The sequence below is a fragment of the Klenkia terrae genome, from assembly GCF_037083865.1.
GTDB classification, from domain to species: Bacteria; Actinomycetota; Actinomycetes; order Mycobacteriales; family Geodermatophilaceae; genus Klenkia; species Klenkia terrae.
The window spans coordinates 42,194-63,357 of the sequence record NZ_JBAPLV010000007.1; the positions used below are offsets into that span (position 1 = coordinate 42,194).

15 protein-coding genes are annotated in these 21,164 nt (G+C 75.5%); 10 read left to right on the forward strand and 5 right to left on the reverse strand.

Translation table 11 applies throughout. The features are described 5' to 3' along the window. Nucleotides 1-55: 55 nt before the first annotated feature. Nucleotides 56-1,474, reverse strand: a complete 1,419-nt coding sequence (locus tag UXQ13_RS08310; protein ID WP_336392174.1) for an NAD(P)-binding protein — start codon at nucleotides 1,472-1,474, stop codon at nucleotides 56-58. Next, nucleotides 1,471-1,983 (reverse strand): GNAT family N-acetyltransferase, encoded by a 513-nt coding sequence (locus tag UXQ13_RS08315; RefSeq protein WP_336392175.1) that lies wholly within the window; start codon nucleotides 1,981-1,983, stop codon nucleotides 1,471-1,473. The genes UXQ13_RS08310 and UXQ13_RS08315 overlap by 4 nt, the downstream gene beginning before the upstream one ends. 83 nt (nucleotides 1,984-2,066) lie before the next feature. On the opposite strand from UXQ13_RS08315, the gene UXQ13_RS08320 reads away from it, so the two are divergent. Continuing rightward, nucleotides 2,067-2,531, forward strand: a complete 465-nt coding sequence (locus UXQ13_RS08320) for a cupin domain-containing protein (protein ID WP_336392176.1) — start codon at nucleotides 2,067-2,069, stop codon at nucleotides 2,529-2,531. An 89-nt stretch (nucleotides 2,532-2,620) separates the two neighbouring features. Here the strand turns inward: UXQ13_RS08320 and UXQ13_RS08325 are convergent, their stop codons facing one another. The 3 genes from UXQ13_RS08325 to UXQ13_RS08335 form a co-directional block, all read right to left on the reverse strand. Beyond that, the gene (locus UXQ13_RS08325; RefSeq protein WP_336392177.1) at nucleotides 2,621-4,063 is read right to left on the reverse strand and encodes a glycoside hydrolase family 43 protein; all 1,443 of its coding nucleotides are present in this window, start codon (nucleotides 4,061-4,063) and stop codon (nucleotides 2,621-2,623) included. Beyond that, the gene (locus UXQ13_RS08330) at nucleotides 4,060-5,007 is read right to left on the reverse strand and encodes an alpha/beta hydrolase (RefSeq protein WP_225232206.1); all 948 of its coding nucleotides are present in this window, start codon (nucleotides 5,005-5,007) and stop codon (nucleotides 4,060-4,062) included. Before UXQ13_RS08330 ends, UXQ13_RS08325 begins: the two co-directional genes overlap by 4 nt. Nucleotides 5,008-5,114: 107 nt before the next feature. After that, nucleotides 5,115-5,867 carry an IclR family transcriptional regulator gene (locus tag UXQ13_RS08335; protein WP_336392178.1) on the reverse strand — a complete coding sequence of 251 codons (753 nt, stop codon included), beginning with the start codon at nucleotides 5,865-5,867 and terminating at the stop codon, nucleotides 5,115-5,117. A gap of 176 nt (nucleotides 5,868-6,043) precedes the next feature. Between UXQ13_RS08335 and UXQ13_RS08340 the strand changes: the two genes are divergently transcribed. The 9 genes from UXQ13_RS08340 to UXQ13_RS08380 all read left to right on the forward strand — a co-directional run bounded on the left by UXQ13_RS08340 (nucleotide 6,044) and on the right by UXQ13_RS08380 (nucleotide 21,005). Beyond that, nucleotides 6,044-7,591, forward strand: coding sequence for an ABC transporter substrate-binding protein (locus UXQ13_RS08340; RefSeq protein WP_336392179.1), 1,548 nt, complete (start codon nucleotides 6,044-6,046; stop codon nucleotides 7,589-7,591). Nucleotides 7,592-7,662: 71 nt separating this feature from the next. Further along, nucleotides 7,663-8,604 carry an ABC transporter permease gene (locus UXQ13_RS08345; RefSeq protein WP_336392180.1) on the forward strand — a complete coding sequence of 314 codons (942 nt, stop codon included), beginning with the start codon at nucleotides 7,663-7,665 and terminating at the stop codon, nucleotides 8,602-8,604. Continuing rightward, complete coding sequence (locus UXQ13_RS08350; RefSeq protein ID WP_336392181.1) at nucleotides 8,601-10,646, forward strand: dipeptide/oligopeptide/nickel ABC transporter permease/ATP-binding protein; 2,046 nt, start codon at nucleotides 8,601-8,603, stop codon at nucleotides 10,644-10,646. Before UXQ13_RS08345 ends, UXQ13_RS08350 begins: the two co-directional genes overlap by 4 nt. Beyond that, nucleotides 10,643-11,647 (forward strand): ABC transporter ATP-binding protein, encoded by a 1,005-nt coding sequence (locus tag UXQ13_RS08355; RefSeq protein WP_336392182.1) that lies wholly within the window; start codon nucleotides 10,643-10,645, stop codon nucleotides 11,645-11,647. Before UXQ13_RS08350 ends, UXQ13_RS08355 begins: the two co-directional genes overlap by 4 nt. Continuing rightward, nucleotides 11,644-14,019, forward strand: coding sequence for a glycoside hydrolase family 3 C-terminal domain-containing protein (locus tag UXQ13_RS08360; protein ID WP_336392183.1), 2,376 nt, complete (start codon nucleotides 11,644-11,646; stop codon nucleotides 14,017-14,019). Before UXQ13_RS08355 ends, UXQ13_RS08360 begins: the two co-directional genes overlap by 4 nt. Then, nucleotides 14,016-16,649 carry a family 78 glycoside hydrolase catalytic domain gene (locus tag UXQ13_RS08365; RefSeq protein WP_336392184.1) on the forward strand — a complete coding sequence of 878 codons (2,634 nt, stop codon included), beginning with the start codon at nucleotides 14,016-14,018 and terminating at the stop codon, nucleotides 16,647-16,649. The genes UXQ13_RS08360 and UXQ13_RS08365 overlap by 4 nt, the downstream gene beginning before the upstream one ends. Beyond that, nucleotides 16,646-17,554, forward strand: a complete 909-nt coding sequence (locus UXQ13_RS08370; RefSeq protein WP_336392185.1) for an alpha/beta hydrolase — start codon at nucleotides 16,646-16,648, stop codon at nucleotides 17,552-17,554. The genes UXQ13_RS08365 and UXQ13_RS08370 overlap by 4 nt, the downstream gene beginning before the upstream one ends. Then, nucleotides 17,551-20,160, forward strand: a complete 2,610-nt coding sequence (locus UXQ13_RS08375; protein WP_225232197.1) for a glycoside hydrolase family 78 protein — start codon at nucleotides 17,551-17,553, stop codon at nucleotides 20,158-20,160. The genes UXQ13_RS08370 and UXQ13_RS08375 overlap by 4 nt, the downstream gene beginning before the upstream one ends. Further along, nucleotides 20,157-21,005 carry a nucleoside hydrolase gene (locus tag UXQ13_RS08380; RefSeq protein WP_336392186.1) on the forward strand — a complete coding sequence of 283 codons (849 nt, stop codon included), beginning with the start codon at nucleotides 20,157-20,159 and terminating at the stop codon, nucleotides 21,003-21,005. Before UXQ13_RS08375 ends, UXQ13_RS08380 begins: the two co-directional genes overlap by 4 nt. Nucleotides 21,006-21,164 lie beyond the last annotated feature (159 nt).

Genomic DNA, 21,164 nt, shown 5'->3' on the forward strand with positions numbered 1-21,164 from the left:
GGCGGTCACCGCGGGGCAGCACCCTGCCATTGAGCGGCACGGCTTCCCAGGGACGTCAGGCCGACGCGCTCCGGGCCTCGACGAGGCGGGTCAGGTTGCCCACGGCGCCGGGCGCGTGCTCCCGGATCCGGGCGAGGACGTCGCGCTGCGCCGGGTCGTCCCGGTCGGCCTCGGCCATCAGCTTCCCGAAGCCGTCGAGCCGGCTGGCGCGGATCCACCGGCGCAGCTCGGCGTCCTGGCCCCAGTGGAACTGGTTCCACATCGTGGCCAGCATCGTCGCCGGGTAGTCGTCCAGGTCGTACGGGAAGGGCACGGTGCCGCAGAGCCGGTTCCGGTGCTCGTCGTCGTCGTACCGCGCCTCGACGTAGGCGGTGAGCGCGGCGCTGAACGCGGGCTGCGGAAGCCGGACCAGCTGCAGCACGATCCGGTCGCCCTGGAAGACCGGTTGCACCGGCCGGCGCTCGACGGCCGAGGCCGTGCAGTCGACGAACACCGTGCCGGGGGCGACCGGCACCGTGCCGCCGTCGAGCACCATCGCGTCGGGCTGCAGCTCCCGGACCCGGCCGAGCCGGACGACGTCGTGGATCCCGCGGAGCACCTCGACCTCGCCGGGCGCCACGGTGGCCAGGTGGAACATGCCGGGTGCGCGGTCCCGGTCGACCCGGGTGATCGCGCCGCAGCGCTCCAGCCGGCGGAAGAGGTCCGCGGTGTCCGTCGCGGTCGCGAAGGCCTCCATCTGGTCGGCCTGGCCACCGATCGCCTCGTGGAAGAACTCGGGCCCGGGTTGGGTGGTGACCCGGTTGATCAGCCAGGAGTCCCGCGGCACCACCCAGGTGATCGCGTCCGGGTCGGCGCCGTGCTGGACCAGCCAGACGCAGGTGTCCATCGCGGTCTTGCCGCCGCCGAGCACGACGAACCGCGCCGGGGCGCGGTGCGCGAGGCCCGGGAGCGCGTTCGGCGGGACCAGGTCGACGCCGTCCGTAACGGCGAACCGCGGCTGGTGGGTGGAGGGGACCGACGGGCTGCTGTAGGTGGCGTCGACGACCTTGCGGCGCACCCGGACCTCGGTGGTGGCGCCGGACAGCAGGTTGCGGAAGCGGTGACCGCCGTCCGGGGTGGCCTCGTACTCGCTCAGCGGGTGGTGGTCGACCCGGCCGCTGGGCAGCAGTCGGGTGCGCACGAGCCGGTCGTAGTAGGCGGTGATCTCCGCACCAGAGGCCAGCTCGTACAGGCCCTGGTTCAGCCCGGCGGTGTCCAGCCGCCGGGTACCGAGCTCCAGGGAGTTGACCCCGTAGAACGCCGACGGCTGGTGCAGGGTGACGAAGGGGTAGGCGTCGTTCCAGTGCCCGCCCGGTGCGCCGTGCCGGTCGACGACCGTGATGTGCGCGTCGGTCTCGTCCAGCAGGGTGTCGACGAAGGCCAGCCCGGTGGCTCCCGCGCCGACGACCAGGTAGTCCGTCTCCACGACGGTCATCGCCGGGGCGCCAGGATGCCCATGAGCACGATGTCCTCGTAGCCGCCGCGGACCCAGGCGTGCTCGCGCAGCCGTCCCTCGAGCACGAAGCCCGCCTTCTCGTAGGCGCGCAGGCCGCCGGTGTTGGAGGCGATGGCCTGCAGGTGGATCCGGTGCAGGTTGCGCCGGGTGAACCCGAACTCGACCAGCTGGACCAGCGCGGCCGTGCCGATCCCGCGACTGCGGGCCCCGGGCAGCAGGCTGATCCCGGCCTCGGCGTGCCGGGCGAAGGCGTCGAACCCGAACAGGGCGACCGTGCCCACGGCCCGGCCCTCGACGTCGACCACGAACTCCACGTCGTCGCCCCCGGTGCGGGCCGCATGCCGGGCGTCGAACCGCTCCCGGGTGAGGGGTGCCGGCGCCGAGGGGTTCCGCTCCTCCCAGGTGTCCAGGTCGGCGGCGATCTCGAACAGCACGTCGAGGTCGGCGTCGGTGCGCGCGCGGAGGGTCACGGCAGGCGGTTCGGACACGGCCGCACCGTAGCGCCGATGGGCCGGCCCGTCCCGGGAGTTGCCGACGCAGTCGGCCCCGGGCTCCGGCTAGCGTGCGGGCGGTGACCACGGCACCCGGGGACCAGCCGCTCGTCGTCCGCGCGGGTGGGGGCGAGGCGATCGACGCCGGCGGCATCGCGCACCTGTTCGCGCTCACCGGGGAGCAGACCGGCGGCCGGTTCGGGCTGGAGGAGTTCACGCTGCCGCCGCGCACCCTCGGCGCCCGGCCGCACGTGCACGGCTCGCACGACGAGTACTTCGTGGTCCTGTCCGGGGAGCTCACGCTGAGCACCGCCGGGGACGACGTCGTCCTCGCCCCCGGGGACACCGCGGGCGCGCTGCGCGGCACCGCGCACGGCTACCGCAACGACAGCGGCACCGACCCGGTGCGGGCGCTGTGCATGTACACCCCGGCCGGCTACGAGCAGTACTTCCGCGACGTGCACGCCGCCGTCGCCGCGGGCGAGGAACCCACCGCCGAGCTGCTGGCCGCCCTGCGTTCCCGCTACGACACCACCAGCGGCTGACCCGACCACCCGCAGACTCCCGCCGTGCAGGGATGGCCACGCCCTGCAGGGGCACAACACCCCTGGACGACGGGAGTCTGCCGGGCCGGTCAGGCCGAGTCGCTGCCGCGGTAGCGGAGGTCGGTGAAGGACACCGTGCCGTCGACGGCGAACAGGCCCCACACCCGGCCGGTGAAGGACTTCGCCACCTCGTAGGACCAGTACCGGCCGTCGAACTCCGCCAGCAGCACCGGGTCGGCGTCGGCCCAGGCGGCCAGCAGCCGCACCACCCCGCCGCCGATCGCCGCGGGCACGAACCCGCCCGGCGGCAGCTGCTGCTCGATGCGCAGCTGCACCGGACCGGCCGGGAACGCCGCGGTCCAGGTGCTCTCCAGCCCGGCGAGCACGGCCCGCGCGGTGACCACGGTCCGGTCGCCGTCCGTGGTCGCCTCCAGGCCGAACCAGTGCTGCTCGTCGTGCCGCGCGGCCAGGCCGCCACGCCCGGCGGAGGCGTCCACCACGACGTCGACGGTGCAGCCCAGGTGCCGCTGCGGTCGGCCCACGAAGACCGGTCGCCGGTCCGCCAGCGTCGTGCCCTCGCCGGTCAGCACCAGACCGTCCCCGCCGAGGAGGGACGACGGCGTGCGCCGGACGGCGATCCAGTCGTCCCCGCCGGCGACGTCCTCGTCCGGGGTGCCGGTGGCCTCGGGCAGCGACGCCTGCGGCCAGCCGTCGACCCAGGTCACCGGCACCAGGAAGGTCTCACGGCCCAGCGGGGAGAACGCGTTCGCGAAACCCAGCGGGCGTACCCCGAGCAGCACCATCGCCGTCCCGCCGTCCGGGGTGTCGACCAGGTCGGCGTGGCCGGTGTTCTGCACCGCGTGCTCGGTGCCGACCGCGGTCAGCACCGGGTTGCCGGGTGCGGCCGCCCAGGGTCCCGACGGGGACGGGCCGCGGGCGATGCTCACCCGGTGGCCGCGGTCGGTGCCGCCCTCGGCGACCAGCAGGTACCAGTGCCCGCCGCGGCGGTACAGGTGCGGGCCCTCCGGTGCGAAGGCCCCGGTGCCGGCCCAGATCTCCCGGACCGGGCCCAGCGCCTGCCCGGTCGACAGGTCGACCGGCACCTGGCGGATCGGGTGCGGGAAGCCGGCGAAGGTGATCAGCGCGGTGCCGTCGTCGTCCCAGGCGAGGTCGGGGTCGATGCCCTCGACGGCCGGCACCGGCACCCCGTCGCTCCACGGCCCGGCCGGGTCGGTGGCCGAGAAGACCACGCAGCCGCGGCCGCCCAGCATCACGGTGACCACCACGAAGAACGTGCCGTCACGGTGCCGGATCGTCGGCGCCCACGTGCCGCCCGGCGTCGGGACGTCGTCCAGCCCGAGCTGCTCGGGCCGCACGGCGACGTGCCCGATGAGCTCCCACGACACCAGGTCGGTGCTGCGGTGCACCGGCAGCCCGGGCAGGTACTCGAACGTCGAGGTCACCAGGTAGTAGGTGCCGTCGACCCGCACGATGCTCGGGTCCGGGTGGAAGCCCGGGAGGGCCGGGTTCACGACGCGACCACCTCGCTCATCAGCGCGAGCGCCCGGTCCACCGGCCCGATCGTGGCCGGCAGGTTGAGGAAGCCGTGCAGCATGCCCGGCAGCAGCACCTGCCGGACGTCGACCCCGGCCACCGCGAGCGCCGCGGTGAAGTGCTCGGCGGACACCCGCAGGTCGTCGTACTCCGCGGTCAGCGCGACCACCGGGCACAGCCCGGTCAGGACGGCGCCGGCCGGCATCGCGTACCCGTCGGCCCGGCTCTCGGCCCCGCCGACGTAGTTGCGGGTGATCCCGGCCCGGGCCGCCGGCGGGAAGCGCAGCAGGACGGGCACCTCGGCCATCAGGGCGGTCAGCTCGGCCGACGCAGGCGGCAGGACGGCGTGCGTCGTCGTGTAGGCGAGCACCAGCGCGGCCGGCTGCCACCCCTCGTCGTCGCGCAGCCGCAGGGTCGCCCCGGTGGCCAGGTTGCCGCCGGCGCTGGCGCCGCCGACGGTGATCCGGGCCGGGTCGACGCCCAACGCGGCGGCCTCGTCGCGCACCCAGCGGACGGCGGCCACCACGTCGTCGTGCGGGACCGGGTAGGTGACGCCGTCCACCGCAAGCCGGTAGTCCACGCTCACCACCACCGCACCGGCGCGGGCGCAGACCTCGCGGGCGGTCCGGTCGGCCTCGGGCATGTCCAGGTCACCCGCGCGGAAGGCGCCGCCGTGCATCCACACGAAGCCCGGCCGGCCGGTGCCGTCGGCGGCGGGGGAGTAGACCCGCACCGGGACGTCGCCGTGCGGGCCCGGGGCGACGGTGTCCCGGACGTGCACGTCGGGGGCCGGCGGTGCCTCGCCCAGGGACATGAACGCGTCGAGCCGGGCCCGGGACGCCGGGTCGGCCATCGCCGCCTCGAACGACGTCAGCCCGTCGAGCAGGGCGAACCGCGAGGCCTGGGACGGGTGGACGGGCACGGCAGCTCCTGGGTGGTCGGCCCCGTGACGCACGCCACGGGTGCAGGCCCCGACCTTGGACCACCGGCCGCGCACACCCCAGGCCGGTGCCATCCACCGGCACGGTTTCAGGGCGCGGGGACCAGGCCGATCGAGCGCTGCGCGCCCAGACCGCGGGAGATCGCCCGGGCAGCGGTGCGCACGGCGGGCACCAGCAGCCGCGGCTCGGCGTGCTCCATCGGCACCACCACCGACAGCGCCGCGGCGATCCGGTCGTCGTCGCCGAACACCGGGCAGGCCACGCTCACCAGCGGTTGCGGGGCGCGTCGGCGCAGCGTGTGCGAGCCCTCGCGGCGGATCGCGGCCAGCGTGCGGCGCAGCGCGGCGGGGGAGACGGCGACCTTCTCCGGCTCGTGCACCAGCGGCCGGGCCAGCACCTCCTCCTGGAAGTCGGTGTCGGCGTGGGCCAGCAGCACCAGCCCGACGCCGGTCGAGTGCAGGGGCAGTCGCCCGCCCACCCGGTAGAGCACCGGCATCGCCAGGTGCGAGGACAGCCGCTCGACCAGCAGCCCCTGGTCGCCGTCCCGCACGGCCAGCAGCACGTGCTGGCGGGTGACCTCCTCCAGGTCGCCCATGTAGGGCATCGCCACCTGCTTGAGCCCCTGCGCCCGCGGGGCCAGCGAGGCCACCTCCCACAGCCGCAGGCCGATGGAGAACCGGCCCTCGGCATCCCGCTCGAGCGCGCCCCAGGCCACCAACCGACCCGCCAGCCGCAGCGCGGAGCTGGTCGGGATGCCGCTGCGCCGGGCCAGCTCACCCAGGGTCAGCGAGCGTCGGCGGGCGTCGAAGGCGCCCAGCAGGGCGAGGGCCCGGTCGACCACGGGATCACCCTGCGGAGGGCGCTTGCCGCGGACCCGGGGCTCGGGGGTCGGGATCTCGTGTGCCATTGACCGGCATTGTGCCTGACGTCACGTGACCTGGACCTCCATCGTCGACGCCAGCCGGGTTCCACCCCGGTCACCCCCGCAGGACGTCGGCGAAGGAGCCCAATCCCGTTATGAATCGTTCCAGGACCACGACCGGGGTGGCGTTCGCCGCCGTGGCCGCGTTCGGCCTCACCGCCTGCGGCGGCGGCAGCGGCGGGGGCAGCAGCAGCCAGAGCGCCGAGGGCACGCTCACCGTGGCGTTCGACGCCGACGCGGCGCCCACCGGCTACGACCCGCTGCTCTACTCGCAGGGCCAGTTCACCTTCTTCAGCTCGATGTACGACGCGCTGTGGGAGACCGACACCGACGGCGTCTCCCAGCCCTCGCTGGCCACCGGGTACACCAACAGCGCGGACAACCTGCAGACCACGATCACCCTGCGCGACGACGTCACCTTCACCGACGGCTCGAGCCTGGACGCCGACCTGGTCAAGGCCAACCTCGAGCGGCGCACCGACGCCGACCTCACGGCCTACGGCGCCTTCGCCGCCGGGGGCGCCAGCGAGATCACCGACGTCGCGGTCACCGACCCGCAGACCGTCGTCGTCACCTGGGCCGCCCCGCAGGCCACGCCGGAGAACACGCTGGTCGACACCCAGGGCACCATCGTCGGCCCGGACGGCGTCGCCGATCCCGACACCCTGGAGACCACCCCCGACGGCTCGGGCCCGTACACCCTGGACGCCGACGCCAGCACCCGGGCGAGCTCGTACACGGTGACGAAGAACGCCGACAACTGGGACGCCGACAGCTGGTCCTACGACACCATCGTCTTCACCGTCATCACCGACGCCCAGGCCCTCGCCAACGCGGTCGTCTCCGGCCAGGCCGACGTCGCCACGATCCTCGACCCCTCCACCATCGACCTGGTCGAGTCCCGGCAGAAGACGGTCAGCGTCGGCGGCACCATCGTCGGCTTCCCGGTCACCGACAAGACCGGCGCGATCAACCCGGCGTTCGGGAGCGTCGAGGTCCGCCAGGCCCTGATCTACGCCACCGACCGGCAGGCCCTGGTCGACGACCTGCACCCCGGTGCCCGCGCCACCTCGCAGCTGTTCCCCGAGGGCACCGAGGGCTTCGACGCCGGCATCGACACCGAGTACGCCTACGACCCGGACAAGGCCCGCCAGCTGCTGGCCGACGCCGGCTACCCGGACGGCATCGAGGTCAACCTGACCGTGCTGGGCCAGCCCGACGAGGACGCCGTCGCCATCCAGGCCCAGTGGGCCGAGGTCGGCATCACGCTGACCTTCGTCACGGCCACGTCGACCGACCAGGCCTTCGCCGCGGTCTCCACCGACCCGATCCTGTTCGGGCCCTTCGGCATCGGGGCCAACCCGGCCGGCTTCGTCGCCGGGGTCGTCGTCGGCGGGTTCATGAACCTGCAGCAGGCGCAGGACCCGGACATCTCTGCGGCCCTGGGCGCCTCGCTGGGCACCACCGGTGACACCCAGGCGCAGGCGCTCACCCAGCTCAACACCCTGCTGACCGAGCGCGGCTGGTACGTGCCGGTCTACGAGGACTTCACCTACGCCGGCTACAACGCCGACTCGATGGGCGAGCCCTCCTTCGCCGGGACGAACAACTACCTGGTGCTCTCGGCCATCCAGCCGGCCTGACGCAACCGCCGGTGGCCGGGCCGCAGCAGGCCCGGCCACCGGCACCCACCCCCTCCCGACTGGAGCCCCCGATGCTCGCCTTCGTCGCACGCCGGCTGGCGTTCGCCGTCGTCACGGTGCTCGTCGCCGTGCTGATCAGCTTCCTGCTGGTGCACGCCAGCGACACCACCCCCGGCGCCGTCCGGCTCGGGGCGGGGGCCACCGCGGCCGACATCGCCGCGGAGAACGCCCGGCTGGGGTGGGACGACCCGCTCTGGCAGCAGTTCGGGGACTACCTGGCCCAGCTGGTCCGCCTGGACCTGGGCACCTCGCTGATCGACGGCCGCGACATCGAGGCCGACCTGGCCTCGCGGCTGCCGGTCACCGCGTCGGTCGCCGTGCTGGCCACGCTGCTGTCCGGCGTGGTCGGCGTCCTGCTCGGGGTGACCGCCGCGGTGCGCGGCGGCCGGCTGGGCAAGGCCATCTCCACCGGCAGCGGCATCGCCCTCTCGCTGCCGCAGTTCTGGGTCGGCGTCCTGCTGGTCTTCGTGCTCTCCCTGCAGGCCGGCCTGCTGCCGGCCACCGGCTACGTGCCCTTCAGCGCCGACCCCGGCCGCTGGCTGCAGAGCGTCGCGCTGCCGGTGCTCGCGCTGACCATCGGCGGGGCCGCCATCGTGGCCCGCACCTCGGCCGCCTCGATGCGCGAGGTGCTGGGCGCCGAGCACATCCGCACGCTGCGGGCCACCGGCACCCCCGAGTGGCGGATCCGCTACGTGCACGCCCTGCGCTCGGCCGCCGTCCCGGTGGTCGCGGTGCTGGGCATCCAGTTCATCGCGCTGTTCGGCGGCTCGGTGATCATCGAGAACCTCTTCGCGCTGCCCGGGCTCGGCCAGGCCAGCCAGGCGGCGGCCAGCTCCGGTGACTTCCCGGCGCTGGTCGGGGTGGTCGTCGTCGCCACCGTCGTCGTCGTCCTGGTCAACCTCCTGCTGGACCTGGTGACCGCAGCCCTCGACCCCAAGGTGCGTGCCGCGTGAGCGCTCCCCAGCCCCTGCCCGACGCCGACCTGCTGACCCCGGACGAGCCGGCCACCGAGGTCGCCCCGCCGCCCCGCCGGCGCGGGGTGCCAGCGTTCCTCCGCCGCCCCGGCGGCGCGCTGGGCGCGGCCTGGCTGGTCGTCGTCGTCCTCGCCTCGCTGACCGCGCCGCTGTGGGTGCCCTACGACGTCACCGCCCAGGACCTCGGCGACCGGCTCTCGCTGCCCTCGGCCGACCACCTGCTGGGCACCGACCCGCTGGGCCGCGACCTGCTCTCCCGGATCGCCACCGCCGGCTCGCTGCCGCTGCTGTCCTCGGCGCTCATGCTCGTCGTCGCGTTCGGCATCGGCCTGCCGCTCGCGCTGGTCGCCGCCGAGCGCCCGGGCCGCACCGAGCGGCTCATCAGCCGGGCCACCGAGGTGCTGCTCGCGCTGCCGGCCACCGTGCTGCTGCTGGCCGTCGTCGGCATCGTCGGCAACGACATCCCGCTGGTCATGGCCGTGTTCGGCGTGCTGCTGTCCGCGGCGGTCTACCGGGTGATGCTCGGCGTCGCGCAGTCGGTCCGGCAGCGGCTCTACGTCGACGCCGCCCGGGTCGACGGCCTGGGCTCGGTCCGGGTCAACGTCCGGCACGTGCTGCCGGCCATGGGCACCGTGATCGCGGTGCAGGCCGCCCAGCTGTTCGGCATCGGCATCCTGGTCGTCGCCGGGCTGGCCTTCCTCGGCTTCGGCCCGGGCGAGCCCGACCCCAGCTGGGGCTTCATGATCAACGACGCCTCCTCGTACCTGTTCGACGGCCCGTGGCTGCTGGTGCCCTCCGGCCTGGTCCTGGCGCTCACCGTCGTCGCGGCCAACGAGCTCGCCGACGCCCTCGCCGCCCGCGGCGGCGCCGGTGCCCACCGCCGCTCCCGCCGGGCCCGGACGACGACGCCCGCCCCGGCGCCCTCGGCGGTCCCCGCTGCGGATCCCGCGCCGGTGCCCGAGGACGCCGTGCTCGCCGTCCGCGACCTGCGGGTCAGCGTCGTCGACGGCCCCGACCTGGTCACCGGGGTCTCGCTGACCGTCCGTCGCGGCACCGTGCTCGGCCTGGTCGGCGAGTCCGGCTGCGGCAAGTCGATGACCGCCCGGTCGCTGCTGGGCCTGCTGCCCGACGGCGTCGAGGTCTCCCGCGGCTCGATCACCTTCCAGGGCACCGACCTGGTCGGCCTGCCCGAGGGCGAGCTGCGCGGCTACCGCGGCAGCCGGATCGCGCTGATCTCCCAGGAGCCGATGGTCGCCCTGGACCCGGCCTTCTCCGTCGCCGCCCAGCTCACCGGCCCGATCCGCCGGCACCGCGGGGTGGGGCGCGGCGAGGCCCGCACCGTCGCCGCGCAGCTGCTGCGCAACGTGGGCATCGTGGACGCCGACCGGATCCTGGGCAGCTACCCGCACCAGCTGTCCGGCGGCATGGCCCAACGGGTCTGCATCGCCCTCGCGCTGACCGGCGAGCCGGACCTGCTGGTCGCCGACGAGCCGACCACCGCCCTGGACGTCACCGTGCAGGCCGAGATCCTCAGCCTGCTGCGCGCCCTGGTGCGCGACACCGGGCTGTCGGTCGTGCTGGTCACCCACGACCTCGGCGTGGTCGCCGACCTCTGCGACGACGTCGCGGTCATGTACGCCGGCGAGGTCGTCGAGGCCGGCTCCACCGCCGCGGTGCTCGACCAGCCCCGGCACCCGTACACGATGGCGCTGCTGGGCGCCGACCCGCACGTGCCCGACGGCGAGCCGGTCCCCGAGCGGCTGGCCTCGATCGCCGGCACGGTGCCCTCCCCGGGCACCTGGCCCACCGGCTGCCGGTTCGCCGGCCGCTGCATGTTCGCCACCGATGACTGCCGGACGCCGTTCCCCGCCGTCCCTGCGCACGGCGGGGGACTGGTCCGCTGCGTCCGGGTCGAGGACCTGGCGCTGCACCGGATCAGCTGGACACCCGAGGAGGCCGGCGCCGAGATCGCCGCCGTCGACGTCGTCCCGACCGAGATCACCGCCGGAGGAGCCCGATGACCGCCGCCGCCCCCGTCCGCGAGGACCAGGCCACCACCACCCCCGCGCTGGAGGTCCGCGACCTCGTCGTCCGGTACGGCTCGGGGCGCAAGGCTCGCGCGGCGACCCCGGCGATCGACGGGGTCAGCTTCACCGTCGCCCCCGGCGAGACCCTCGGGCTGGTGGGGGAGTCCGGCTCGGGCAAGTCCACGATCGGCAAGGCGATCCTGGGTCTGCAGCCGCCGTCCGCGGGCCGGGTGCTGGTGCAGGGCCGGGACATCACCGACCTGCCGCTGCGCAAGCGCCGCGGCCTGGCCGCGGACCTGCGGGTGGTGTTCCAGGACCCGTACTCCTCGCTGAACCCGGCGCGCACGATCGGCCAGACCCTGGTCGAGCCGCTGCCCCGCGGTACGGCCGACGCGATGGCCCGGGCCCGGCAGGCGCTGGAGTCCGTCGGCCTGCCCGGCGACGCCGTGGACCGGTACCCCACCCAGTTCTCCGGCGGCCAGCGGCAGCGGATCGCCATCGCCCGCTCGCTGGTCGTGCGGCCGCAGGTGATCGTGCTCGACGAGCCGGTCTCCGCGCTGGACCTGTCCACCCAGGCCCAGGTGCTCAACCTGCTCGCGGACCTGCGCGACGAGCACGGGCTGGCGTTCCTCTTCGTCGCCCACGACCTCGGCGTGGTCCGGTTCCTGGCCCAGCGCACCGTGGTCCTGTACCGGGGCCAGGTCATGGAGACCGGACCGGTGGACGACGTGACGCTGCACCCCCGGCACCCCTACACCGCGGCGCTGACCTCGGCCGCGCCGGTGCCCAGGCCGGCCGAGCAGGCCGCCCGCCGCGCCGCGCACGAGGCGCTGGGCATCGGGACGGCGGGGGCCGCCGCGCCGTCGCCGACCGGGTGCCCCTTCGCCTCGCGCTGCCCGCTGGCCACCGACATCTGCTCGACCGAGCGCCCCGCCCTGCGACCGGTCGGCGCGAGCCTGACCGCGTGCCACCACGCCGAGGAGCTCACCGCGTGAACCTGGACCACCTGCTCGACCAGCTCGACCTGGACACCAAGATCTTGCTGCTGTCGGGCTCAGGTGCCTGGACGACGGCCGCCGTCCCGGCGATCGGGCTGCGGGAGATCAGCGTGTCCGACGGCCCGGTCGGCGTCCGCGGCACCAGCCGGGACGACTGGGCGGCCTCGGCGGCCTTCCCGTCCGGCTCGGCCACCGCGGCCAGCTGGGACGTCGAGCTGCTGCACCGGCTGGGTGCCGCGCTGGCCGCCGAGGCGGTGCGCAAGGGCGTGGACGTCGTCCTCGGGCCGACAATCAACCTGCACCGCACCCCGCTGGGCGGCCGGCACTTCGAGTGCATGGCCGAGGACCCGCACCTGACCGGCGAGCTGGCCGCGGCCTACGTGCGCGGTCTGCAGCAGGCCGGCATCGGCGCCTGCCCCAAGCACTACGTGGCCAACGACGCCGAGACCGACCGCATGTCGGTGGACAACCTCGTCGACGAGCGCACGCTGCACGAGCTGTACCTGGCCCCGTTCGAGACCGTGGTGGCCGACGCGGCGCCGTGGACGGTCATGGCCGCCTACAACGGGGTCGACGGCGCCCCGATGACCGAGAACGACCTGCTGGCCGAGCCGCTCAAGGGCAGCTGGGGCTTCGACGGCCTGGTGGTCAGCGACTGGGGCGCGGTCTACGACGGCGAGCGCGCGGTCACCGCCGGCACCGACCTGTCGATGCCCGGCCCCGAGCCGCGGTACGCCGGCCTGGCCGACGCCGTGCGGGCCGGCCGGGTGCCGGGGTCCGCGGTCGACGACGCGGTCCGCCGCCTGCTGCTGCTGGCCGCCCGCACCGGGGCGCTCGAGGGCTCCCCGGCGCCGGACCGCCCGACGGCCGGGCGGGTCGAGGACCTGAGTCCGCTGGCCCGGGAGGCCGCCGCGGCCGGGTCGGTGCTGCTGACCAACGACGGCGTGCTGCCGCTGACCGGCGCCGGCCGGGTCGCCCTGGTCGGCCCCGGGGCCGCCGACATCCGGGCGCTGGGCGGTGGCTCGGCCATCGTCTTCCCGCCGCACCTGGTGACCCCACTGGCCGGGCTGCGCGCCGCCGGGGTCGACGTCGTCACCGCCCCGGGCTGCCTGCTGGCCGAGGGGCTGCGGCAGGTGCGGCCCGACGAGCTGGTCGACGAGGTCACCGTGCGCTGGCTGGACGCCGACGGCGCCGTGGTCGCCGAGCAGGGCGCGGCGACGGCGAACCTGGTTCGGATCACCGCCGAGTTCCCGGCCGGCGCGGTCGCCCTGGAGCTGACCTGCCGGTTCCGGCCCGACCAGGACGGCGAGTGGCAGCTGGGCGTCTCCGGCGCCGGGGAGCACCGGCTGACCGTGGCCGGCACCGAGCTGCTGCACCGCGCGCACCTGGACGCCCCCCGCGACCCCGCCCTGCTGTTCGGCTCGCCCGCGCAGGCGTCGGCCGGCATCGCGCTGCGCGCCGGCGAGGACGTCGAGGTGGCGCTGCACTGGGTGCCCGACCCGCAGGCGTTCATCCTCTTCGGCGGCCTGGTCGTGCAGGGTCCCTGGGCCGGGGACGACGCCGAGCTGACCCGCGCGGTCGACCTGGCGCGGGACGCCGAGGTCGCCGTCGTGGTCGTCGGCACCTCGGAGGCGGTGGAGAGCGAGGGCACCGACCGCACCGACCTGCGGCTGCCCGGCCGGCAGGACGAGCTGGTCCGCGCGGTGGCCGCGGTCGCCCGCCGGACGGTCGTCGTGGTCAACGCCGGCGCGCCGGTCGAGCTGCCGTGGCGCGACGAGGTGTCCGCCGTCCTGGTGTGCTGGTTCCCCGGCATGCAGGCCGGCTCCGCGCTGGCCGACGTCCTGCTGGGTGCGGTCGAGCCCGGTGGCCGGCTGCCGACCACCTGGCCGGCGGCGCTGGCCGACGCGCCGGTCACCGAGGTCGTGCCCACCGACGGCCGGCTGGACTACCCGGAGGGCCTGCACATCGGGCACCGCGGCTACCTGCGCGCGGGCACGACGCCGGCGTACTGGTTCGGCCACGGCCTGGGCTACACGACCTGGGCCTGGGAGCAGCTGACCGTCGAGGGCTCGACCGCGACCGTCCGGCTGCGCAACACCGGCGAGCGGGCCGGCAAGCAGGTGGTGCAGGTCTACGCCGCTCGTCCGGACTCCGCGCTGGACCGGCCGGTGCGCTGGCTGGCCGGGTTCGCCGTGGTGCACGCCGGCCCCGGCGAGGTGGTCGACGTCGCGGTGGAGATCGGTCCGCGTGCGCTGCGGCACTGGGACGTCGGCACCGGCGGCTGGGCGGTCGACCCGGGCACGGTCGTGCTGTCCAGCGGCCCGTCGGCCGGGGACCAGCTCGTCTCGGCGGAGCTGCTGGTCCGGTGACCGCCCCGCACACCCTCCGCACCGGGCACCTGGGCACCGCCCTCGGCGTCCAGACCACCGCACCCCGGCTGTCCTGGCAGCTGCCGGCCGGCGCGACCGGGCAGCAGGCCTACCGGCTGACCACCGACGGCGGCTGGGACACCGGCTGGGTCGACTCGGACCGGCAGCTGCTGGTGCCCTACGCCGGGCCGCCACTGGTGTCCGGGCAGCGGGTGACCTGGCAGGTGCAGGTCCGCACCGACCTGGGCGAGAGCCCGCCGTCGGCACCCGCGTGGTTCGAGACCGGGCTGCTCTGGGCCGAGGACTGGTCGGCCGTCTGGGTCGAGCCGGGCACCATGCCGACCGGCCCGGCGGGCGACCGGCCGGCGGCCCTGCTGAGGGTGGAGTTCGACGTCGACGCACCCGTCGTCGTGGGCCGGCTGCACGCCACCGCGCAGGGGCTCTACGAGGCGTTCCTGGACGGCGGCCGGGTCGGCGACGCCGAGCTGACCCCGGGCTACACGCAGTACGACGCCCGGCTGCAGGTGCAGACGCACGACGTCGGCCCGCTGGCCCCGGGCCGGCACGCGTTGGCCGTCGTCCTCGCCGACGGCTGGTTCCGCGGACAGGTCGGCATCACCCGGGCCACCGACCAGTGGGGCGACCGGACGGCGCTGCTGGCCCAGCTGCACCTCACCGCCGCCGACGGCAGCACCGTCGTCGTCGGCACAGGCGCGGACTGGCGCAGCTCGGTCGGCCACGTGGTCGCCGCCGACCTGATCGCCGGCGAGCGCTGGGACCTCACCCGCCGGCCCGCCGGCTGGGACGCCCCCGGCTTCGACGACACCGGCTGGGACGCCGTCGCCGTGGTCGACCACGGCTACGCGGGGCTGGTCGACTCCCCGGCCCCGCCGGTCCGCCGGGTCGAGGAGCTGGTGCCCCGCTCGGTCACCCGGCTCGCCTCCGGCGCCGACGTCGTGGACCTGGGCCAGAACATCAACGGCTGGCTCCGGCTGACCGACCTGGGCCCGGCCGGCACCGAGCTGACGATCACCCACGGGGAGTGGCTGGACGGCGACGGCGACGTCACCGTGGCCAACCTCGAGCCCGACCTGCCGTTCCTGCCGCACCGGCTGCCCGCCGGCCAGGTCGACGCCGTGGTGTCCGCGGGGGTGCCCGGGGAGGTCTTCGAGCCCCGCCGGACCACCCACGGCTTCCGGTACGCCCGGGTCGAGGGCCACCCCGGACCGCTGACCGTCGACGACGTCCGCGGCGTCGTGGTGCACACCGACCTGCGCCGCACCGGCTGGTTCACCTGCAGCGACCCCCGGCTGCAGGCGCTGCACGACGCCGCGGTGTGGAGCTTCCGCGACAACGCCTGCGACATCCCGACCGACTGCCCGCACCGCGAGCGGCACGGCTGGACCGGTGACTGGCAGCTGTTCGTGCCGACCGCCGCCTTCCTGTACGACGTCGCCGGGTTCAGCACCAAGTGGCTGCGCGACGTCGCCGCCGACCAGTGGCCCGACGGCACCGTCGCCAACGTCAGCCCGTCCCCGCGGCACGAGGGCCGCGAGGGGCCGATCGCCCTCCTCAAGGGGTCGGCCGGCTGGGGCGACGCGTGCGTGATCGTGCCGTGGGAGATCCACCGGGCCCACGGCGACACCGACGTCCTGGCCGAGAACTGGCCGACGATGGTCCGCTGGCTGGAGCGGGCCGAGACCATGGCCCGGGAGCAGCGGCACCCCACCCGCACCGGCGAGCCCGCCCCGCACGAGCGGTACCTCTGGGACACCGGCTTCCACTGGGGCGAGTGGCTGGAGCCCGGCGAGGGCCCCGGCCCGATGGACGCCTTCGTCGCCGCGGACAAGGGCGACGTCGCGACGGCGTTCCTCGCCCACTCCGCCGGGCTGATGGCCCGGATCGCCGGGATCATCGGCGAGGACCCGACCCGGTGGACCGCCCTGGCCGACGGCGCCCGGGACTCCTGGCAGCGCGAGTACGTGCGCGGGGGCCGGCTGGTCGTCGACACCCAGGCCACCCACGTGCGCGCGCTGGCCTTCGACCTGGTGCCCGCCGACCTGCGCGCCGCAGTCGCCGACCGGCTGGTCGAGCTGGTCCGCGAGGCCGGCGGGCACCTGGGCACCGGCTTCCTGGCCACCCCGGACCTGCTGCCGGTGCTCGCCGACGCCGGCCACCTGGGCACCGCCTACGAGGTGCTGCTGGCCGACGGCGAACCCGGCTGGATGGCCATGGTCGACGCCGGGTCCACCACCGTCTGGGAGCGCTGGGACGGCGTCCGGCCCGACGGCACCCCGCACGAGTCGCTCAACCACTACTCCAAGGGCGCCGTCGTCTCGTTCCTGCACCGGTACACCGCGGGGATCTCGCTGCTGGAGCCGGCGTACCGACGGTTCCGGGTCGCCCCGCGCCCCGGCGGCGGGCTCACCTCGGCCTCGGCCGCGCACGAGTGCCCCTACGGCCGGGTCGAGTCGGCCTGGTCGCTGGCCGACGGCCGGTTCGAGCTGACCGTCGTCGTCCCGGCCGGGACGTCGGCCGAGGTCGTCCTGCCCGACGGGACGACGGCGACCGCCGGTCCCGGCACCCACACCTACGCCTGCACCCACGCACTGGAGGACGTCCCCCGATGACCGAGCTCACCGCCGACTGGGCCGGCCCGGCCCGGTTCCTGCCGCCGCACCAGCCCACCGTCCGACCCGACGGGAGCCGGCACTGGTCGGGTCTGACCTACGCGGTGGCCTTCGGCTTCCGGCCGCTGCAGCTAGACCTGTGGGCGCCGGCCACCTCCCCGGCGCCGCTGGTGGTGTGGGTGCACGGCGGCGGGTTCATGTTCGGCGACCGCCGGGAACTGCCCGAGACGTTCCGCCCGGACCAGGTGTTCGACGCGTTCCTCGCCGCCGGGATCGCCGTCGCCAGCATCGACTACCGGCACGCGCTGGAGGCGCCCTTCCCCGCGCAGCTGCTGGACGCCAAGGCCGCCGTCCGCTGGTTGCGCCGCTTCGGGCCCGAGCTGGGTCTGGCCACCGAGCGGGTCGGCATCGTCGGGGAGTCCGCCGGGGCGCACATCGCCGCCTCGGTCGGCCTCACCGCCCACCGCCCCGACCTGGAGCCCGCGCACGGGGTGGTGGGGGAGTCCTCCGCCGTCCAGGCCGTCGTCGACTGGTACGGCCCGGCGGACCTGTCGACCATGCCCCGCCGGCCGCCGCCGCCGCACGTCGCGGCGAAGCTGCCCCCGGAGCTGCTGACCGCACCGGAGGACCACCTCACCCGGGGCCTCACCGGCGACGCGCTGGCCGACGCCAGCCCGGTGACCCACGTGACACCCCAGGCGCCCCCGTTCCTGCTGGTGCACGGCACCGCGGACTGGCTGGTGCCCTACGAGCAGAGCGAGATCCTGCACGCCGCGCTGACCGCCGCCGGGGTGCCGGCGACGTTGGTCCCCGTCGAGGGTGCCCTGCACATCTTCGACGGGCACGACGACATCGACGCCCTCGTGCAGCTCACCGTGGACTTCGTGGCGGAGCAGCTGTCGTGAGCACCGTCGGACCGGTCACCGTCGAGCACCACCGGGAGCCGCTCGGCATCGGCGAGGCCGCCCCCCGGCTGTCCTGGGTGACCTCGACCGACCAGCCGGACTGGGTGCAGACGGCCTACCAGCTGCAGATCGGCGACGTGGTCGGCGACCGCGTCGACGCGCGCGACTCGGTCCTGGTGCCCTGGCCGGTCGAGCCGCTGGCCAGCCGGGAGCGGCGCACCGTGCGGGTCCGCGTCTGGGGCCCGGACGGCGACCCGACGGACTGGTCGCCCGAGGTCGTCGTGGAGACCGGGCTGCTGCAGCCGGCCGACTGGACGGCGACCCTGGTCCAGCCCGTGCTGGGCGACGCGCCGGACCCGGTCGCGCTGCTGCGGCGGGAGTTCGCCCTCGACGCCCCGGTGGTGTCCGCGCGGCTGTACGCCACCGCCCAGGGCGTCCTGGAGGCCGAGGTGAACGGCCAGACGGTCGGCGACGAGGTGCTGGCCCCGGGGTGGACCAGCTACCGGCACCGGCTGCGCTACCTGACCTGGGACGTCACCGACCTGCTGACCGAGGGCACCAACGCGCTGGGGATCGCGCTGGCCGACGGCTGGTTCCGCGGCGCGCTGGGCTTCACCGGCGGGCGGGCGTTCTACGGCGACCGGACCGGCGCCTACGCCCAGCTGGAGGTCGAGCACCCCGACGGCAGCCGCACCGTGGTCACCACCGACGGGACCTGGCGGTCCACCACCGACGGGCCGATCACCTCGACCGGGCTGTACCCGGGGGAGTCGGGCGACCTGCGCCGGGAGCTGCCCGGCTGGTCGGCACGGGGCTTCGACGACACCGCCTGGACGCCGGTCGAGGTCGGCGTGCTGGACCCCGCGACGCTGGTCGCGCCGACCGGCCCCCCGGTCCGCCGCACCGAGGTGGTGCGCGCCGTCGAGGTGAGCACCGCGCCGTCCGGGGCCGTGCTGGTGGACTTCGGCCAGAACCTGGCCGGCCGGATCCGCCTGGCGCTGCCCGACGCCCCGGCCGGCACGACCATCACCCTCCGGCACGCCGAGGTGCTCGAGCACGGCGAGCTCGGCACCCGCCCGTTGCGCGGGGCGCAGGCGACCGACGTCGTCGTGCTGGACGGCGCCGGTCCGCGGTCGTGGGAGCCGCGCTTCACCGTGCACGGCTTCCGGTACGCCGAGGTGACCGGCTGGCCCGGCGAGCTGACCGTGGACGACCTCGAGGCCGTGGTGCTGCACACCGACCTGCGGCGCACCGGCTGGTTCGCCTGCTCTGACGAGCGTGTCACCCGGCTGCACGAGAACGTGCTGTGGGGGATGCGCGGCAACTTCCTGGACCTGCCGACCGACTGCCCGCAGCGCGACGAGCGGCTGGGCTGGACCGGTGACCTGCAGGTCTTCGCACCCACCGCGTCGTTCCTCTACGACACCACCGGCATGCTCGGCGGCTGGCTGGCCGACCTGGCCGTGGAGCAGGCCGAGCTGGACGGCGTCGTCCCGATGTACGTGCCGTTCATCCCGCTGCTGCCCTTCCCGCAGCAGCCCGAGGTCGGCTGGGGCGACGCGGCGGTCGTCGTGCCGTGGGTGCTGTTCCAGCGCACCGGTGACCTCGGCCTGCTCGCGAGGCAGTGGCCGTCGATGGTGGCCTGGGTCGACGCGTTCGCCGGCCGGGCCGGCGCCGACGTCGACTTCCCCGAGGGCGGGTTCTCCTTCGGCGACTGGCTGGACGCCTCCGCTCCGCCGGACAACCCGGCCGCCGCCCGCACGCCGTGGCAGGCCGTCGCCACCGCCTACCTCGCCCGCTCGTCCCGCACCCTGGCGGAGATCGCCGGGCTGCTGGGTGAGGACGGCGCGCGGTTCGCCGAGCTGGGGGAGCGGGCCGCCGCCCGGTTCCGCTCCGAGTACGTCAGCCCCACCGGCCGGGTGGCCTTCCCGTCGCAGACCGCCTACGCGCTGGCGCTGGAGTTCGACCTGCTGGCGCCGGAGCAGCGCGGCCACACCGGGGCACTGCTGGCCCGGCAGGTGCTCGACGACGGGTTCCACATCGCCAGCGGCTTCCTCGGCACGCCGCTGGTCTGCGACGCGCTCACCAACGCCGGCGAGCTGGCCAGCGCCTACGAGCTGCTGCTGCAGGAGGAGTGCCCGAGCTGGCTCTACCCGGTGTCGATGGGGGCGACCACGATCTGGGAGCGCTGGGACTCGATGCTCCCGGATGGCTCGATCAACCCCGGGGACATGACGTCGTTCAACCACTACGCGCTGGGCGCGGTCGCCGACTGGCTGCACCGCACGGTCGCCGGCCTCGCCCCGGCGGCGCCGGGGTACCGGGAGCTGCTGGTCGCCCCGCGTCCCGGCCCGGGCATCAGCTCGGCGTCGGCCGAGCACGACACGCCCTACGGCCGGGCCGCGGTGTCCTGGACGCTGACCGGCGGGACGGCGTTCGCCCTGGAGCTGACCGTGCCGCCGAGCACGACGGCCACGGTGCGGCTGCCCGACGACAGCGCGCCGGTGGTCGTGGGCTCGGGGGCGCACACCTTCGCCTGCACGATCGTCGAGCCGCAGCCGGTCGAGAAGCCCGCGCTGTTCTTCGACCCGGACGCGCACGCGTGAGCCTGCGGACCACCCAGCGCTGCCGCGTCGTGCTGGACAACGACTGGGCGGGGGACCCCGACGGCCTGGTCGCCCTCGCCCACCACCTGCTCAGCCCCGCCAACCGGGTGGACGCCGTCACCAGCTCGCACCTGAGCCCGGTGTTCGGGCCGGCCGAGGGCACGGCCGAGCGCGGCGCCCGGCTGGCCCGGGAGCTCGTCGACCTGGTCGACGGGCCCCGGCCGGTGGTCGCGGCCGGCTGCGACGTCGTCCTGGACGCCGGGGACACCGGCTCGGCCGCCGCGGACCTGGTCGTCGCCCAGGCGCTGCGCGACGACCCGCTGCCGCTGGTGGTGGTCTGCGCCGGCCCGCTCACGAACGTGGCGCAGGCGCTGCGCCAGGAGCCGGAGATCGCGTCCCGGATGACGCTGGTCTGGGTCGGCGGGTCGCTGGACGCCGACGCGTTCGAGTACAACCGCGAGACCGACTCCGGGGCTGCCCGCGAGGTGCTGGCCCGGTCGGACCTGGCCGTCACCCAGGTCCCGCTGGAGACCTACCGGCGGTGCGAGCACTCGGTCGCCGAGCTGGAGGAGGACCTGGGCCAGGCCGGGCGGGTGGGCGCCTGGCTGTGGCAGCGGTTAGTCGAGCTGCCGATCCCGGACTTCGTGGAGCAGGGCGAGACCTGGCCGCTGGGGGACAGCCCGCCGGTGCTGCTGACCGCGCTGACCGACACCACCAGCGCGTGGACCGAGGTCGCGTCCGACGGCGCGCCCCGACGGGTGGTCACCGACGTCGACGTCCGGCTGCTGGTCGCCGACCTGCTCGCCAAGCTCCGCCGGCACGAGCGGCTGGCCCTCGGCGGCTGAGCGTCGCGGTCCCTGCCGAGCCAGGTCCACCCTGCTGGGGGTGGGTCCGCGGCCGGCGCCGGACCTCCCCCCAGCTGGGCGGACCTGCCTCGGACGGCGCCCGGGGATGAACCGCGGTGCGGTGGGGTGCGCCGCCGCAGACCGCGGCTCACCCCACCG